The 3,570-nt window shown below is 67.4% G+C and carries 2 protein-coding genes and 1 pseudogene; all 3 read right to left on the bottom strand.

Translation table 11 applies throughout. The annotated features are described in order from the left end of the window. Positions 1 to 259 (bottom strand): biotin/lipoyl-containing protein (locus tag ACFPMG_RS21475; RefSeq protein ID WP_376997222.1); only part of this gene is annotated, 259 nt, incomplete at its 3' end. A 42-nt stretch (positions 260 to 301) separates the two neighbouring features. Then, on the bottom strand, positions 302 to 3,226 hold the full coding sequence (locus tag ACFPMG_RS21470; protein WP_376997221.1) for a 2-oxoglutarate dehydrogenase E1 component: 2,925 nt from the start codon (positions 3,224 to 3,226) through the stop codon (positions 302 to 304). A gap of 147 nt (positions 3,227 to 3,373) precedes the next feature. Continuing rightward, a pseudogene (locus ACFPMG_RS21465) lies at positions 3,374 to 3,570 on the bottom strand (succinate--CoA ligase subunit alpha); the annotation flags it as partial.

Below are 3,570 nucleotides of genomic sequence, written 5' to 3'. Positions count from 1 at the left end.
CCTCCGCGGCCATGGCGGCGCCGGCCTCGCCGAGGACGCCCAGAAGGGCGCCGACGCCGACGTTGGCGCCGTCGGCGGCGACGATCTCCGCCAGCGTGCCGGCGGACGGGGCGTTCACCTCAAGCGTGACCTTGTCGGTCTCCAGCTCGACCAGAGCCTCGTCGGCGGCGACCGCGTCGCCGACCTTCTTCAGCCAGCGGGCAACGGTCGCCTCGGAGACGGACTCGCCCAGGGTGGGGACCTTGATTTCGGTAGCCATAAGTTCCTCTCGTACTTTCTTGTTCTACGCCTGGGCGTCGAGTCAGCGGATGACGAGCGCGTCTTCCAGAAGCTTCGCCTGCTCCTGGTTGTGACGCTTGAGCAGGCCGGTGGCCGGCGACGCGGCGGCCGGACGGCCGGCGTAGCTGGGGCGCGCGGCCTTGTGCTCGATCGAGGTGAGGGCGCCTTCCAGACGGCGGTCGACGAAGGCCCAGTAGCCCTGGTTCTCCGGCTCCTCCTGGCACCACACGACCTCGGCGTTCGGATAGCGGGCGAACTCCTCGGTCAGGGCGGAGCGGGGGAACGGGTAGAGCTGCTCCAGCCGGACGAGCGCCACGTCCTTGATGCCGCGCGCGGTGCGCTCCTGCAGCAGGTCGTAATAGACCTTGCCGGTGCAGACCACGATGCGGCGGATCTTCTCGTTCGGCAGCAGGTCGGTCGCCGTCTCGCCGAGCACGCGGCGGAAGTTCGTGCCCTCGGCCAGCTCCGACAGGCTGGAGACGCACAGCTTGTGGCGCAGCAGCGACTTCGGCGTGAACAGCACCAGCGGCTTGCGGAAGGGCCGGCGCATCTGGCGGCGGAAGGCGTGGAACAGGTTCGCCGGGGTCGTCAGGTTGCAGATCTGCCAGTTGTCCTCGGCGGACATCTGGAGGAAGCGCTCCGGACGGGCCGAGGAGTGCTCCGGACCCTGGCCCTCGTAGCCGTGCGGCAGCAGCAGCACGAGGCCGGACATGCGCAGCCACTTCGATTCGCCCGACGAGAGGAACTGGTCGATGATGGTCTGGGCGGTGTTGGCGAAGTCGCCGAACTGCGCCTCCCACAGGGTCAGGCTGTGCGGCTCGGCCAGCGAATAGCCGTATTCGAAGCCGACCACGGCGGCCTCGGACAGCGGGCTGTCATGCACCTCGAACGGGCCCTGGTCGGGGCGCAGGTGGTTCAGCGGGATGTACTTGTTCTCGTTGTTCTGGTCGTACATCACCGCGTGGCGGTGCGAGAAGGTGCCGCGGCCCGAGTCCTGGCCGGACAGGCGGACGCCGTTGCCCTCGACCAGCAGCGTGCCGTAGGCGAGCGCTTCCGCGGTCGCCCAGTCGATGCCCTCGCCGGTCTCCAGCGACTTCTTCTTGGCCTCGAGCTGGCGGGCGATCTTCGAGTTGATCGCGAAGTCCTTGGGGTACTCGCAGAGCTTGTTGCCGACCTCGCGCAGCACGTCGATCGCCACGCCGGTGTTGCCCTTGCGCTCGTCGTCGGTCTTCGCGGCCTCCAGGCCCGACCACTTGCCTTCCAGCCAGTCGGCCTTGTTCGGCTTGAAGGAGTTGGCGGCCTCGAACTCACCCTCCAGCTTCTTCATGAAGTCCTGGATCATCTGATCGGACTCGGCCTGGGTGAGGACGTTCTCCTCGACGAGCTGCTTGCCGTACAGCTCCCGCGTGGTGCCGTGGGCGCGGATCTTCTTGTACATCAGCGGCTGGGTGAAGCCCGGCTCGTCGCCCTCGTTGTGGCCGTGGCGGCGGTAGCAGACCATGTCGATCACCACGTCCCGCTTGAACTTCTGGCGGAACTCGGCGGCGATGCGGCTGATGTGGACGACGGACTCGGGGTCGTCGCCGTTGACGTGGAAGATCGGCGCCTGGACCATCTTCGCCATGTCCGAGCAGTAGACGCCGGACCGCGAATAGGTCGGATTCGTGGTGAAGCCGATCTGGTTGTTGATGATGAAGTGCACGGTGCCGCCAGTGCGGTAGCCGCGCAGCTCCGACAGGCCCAGCGTCTCGGCCACGATGCCCTGGCCGGCGAAGGCGGCGTCGCCGTGGATCAGCACGCCCATGACCTGCTCGCGCTCCAGGTCGTTGCGCTGCGCCTGCTTGGCGCGCACCTTGCCCAGCACGACCGGGTTGACCCATTCCAGGTGGGACGGGTTGGCGGTCAGCGACAGGTGGACGATGTTGCCGTTGAAGTCGCGGTCCGACGAGGTGCCCAGGTGGTACTTCACGTCGCCCGAGCCCTGCACGTCCTGCGGGCTGGACGGGTTGCCCTGGAACTCCGAGAAGACCGCGGCGAAGGGCTTGCCCATGAAGTTGGTCAGCATGTTCAGCCGGCCGCGGTGGGCCATGCCGACGACGACCTCCTTGAGGCCGAGCTGGCCGCCGCGCTTCAGGATCTGCTCCAGCGCGGGGATCATCGACTCGCCGCCCTCAAGGCCGAAGCGCTTGGTGCCCGTGTACTTGAGCTGCAGGAACTTCTCGAAGCCCTCGGCGGCGATCAGGCGCTCGTAGATAGCGCGCTTGCCGTTCACCGTGAAGTCGGTGTGGTTGCGCCCGCCCTCGATGCGCTCCTGGATCCAGGCCTTCTCTTCCGGGTCCTGGATGTGCATGAACTCGACGCCGATGTTCCCGCAGTAGGTCTTCTGCAGGATCTCCAGGATCTGGCGCAGCGACGCCGTCTCCAGGCCCAGCGAGTAGTTCAGGAAGATCGGGCGGTCCATGTCGCCCGGGCCGAAGCCGTAGGTCGCCGGATCGAGTTCCGGGTGCGGCTCGCGCTTCTCGAGACCCAGCGGGTCGAAATGCGCGTTCATGTGGCCGCGCACGCGGTAGACGCGGATGAGCATCAGCGCGCGGATGCTGTCGAGCGTCGCGGCGCGCAGCTGCTGGTGGCTGATGCCGCCATAGACCTGCTGGGCATGGGCGACGAGGCCGGCGTTGCCGTTGGTCGCGGCCGGGGCACCGATGCTTTCCAGCGAGGCGGCGATGGGGTCGAGCGCGCCGTTGGCGAGCGTGCCCTCCTCCAGGCTCCAGGACGGGCCGTTCAGCTCGTTCAGGACGGCGCGGGAGTCGTCGTCCAGCTCCCTGAAGAAGCCGTTCCAGCTCGAATCCACCGAGGAGGGGTCCTTCAGGAAGCGCGCGTACAACTCCGCGACATATTCGGCGTTCGAGCCGAACAGGAACGAGGTCTTCTCCAGATTAGCGGACATATGTTTGCCTCGGGCGTTTGCCCGGTTCCCTCAGAGAGTTTTTTTGCTTGTCGCGGGGCTCCGGGCGGCCCCGCATCTCCGGGAGGAGACACGGGGCCGCCGGTCCTTCGGCAGTGGGCGGGAATATGGGGTCCCGCCCCCGCTTTATCAGCCCTTGAAGACCTTGAGCATGGTGGAACCCAGGCTCGCGGGGCTGTCGGCGACGGCGATGCCGACGGACTTCATGAACTCGATCTTGAAGTCCGCGGTGTCGTTGCCGCCGGAGATCACCGCGCCGGCGTGGCCCATGCGGCGGCCCGGAGGCGCGGTGCGCCCGGCGATGAAGCCGACGACCGGCTTCCTGG

Source organism: Azospirillum himalayense, from assembly GCF_042657465.1.
In the GTDB taxonomy this organism is placed as follows: domain Bacteria; phylum Pseudomonadota; class Alphaproteobacteria; order Azospirillales; family Azospirillaceae; genus Azospirillum; species Azospirillum himalayense.
The sequence above is the reverse complement of the archived record's forward strand: the minus strand, read 5'-3'. Positions and strand labels throughout refer to the sequence as shown.

Excerpts from the sequence above, each read along its gene's own strand:
- ACFPMG_RS21470 (WP_376997221.1), bottom strand. The coding sequence starts at position 3,226 with ATGTCCGCTAATCTGGAGAAGACCTCGTTCCTGTTCGGCTCGAACGCC.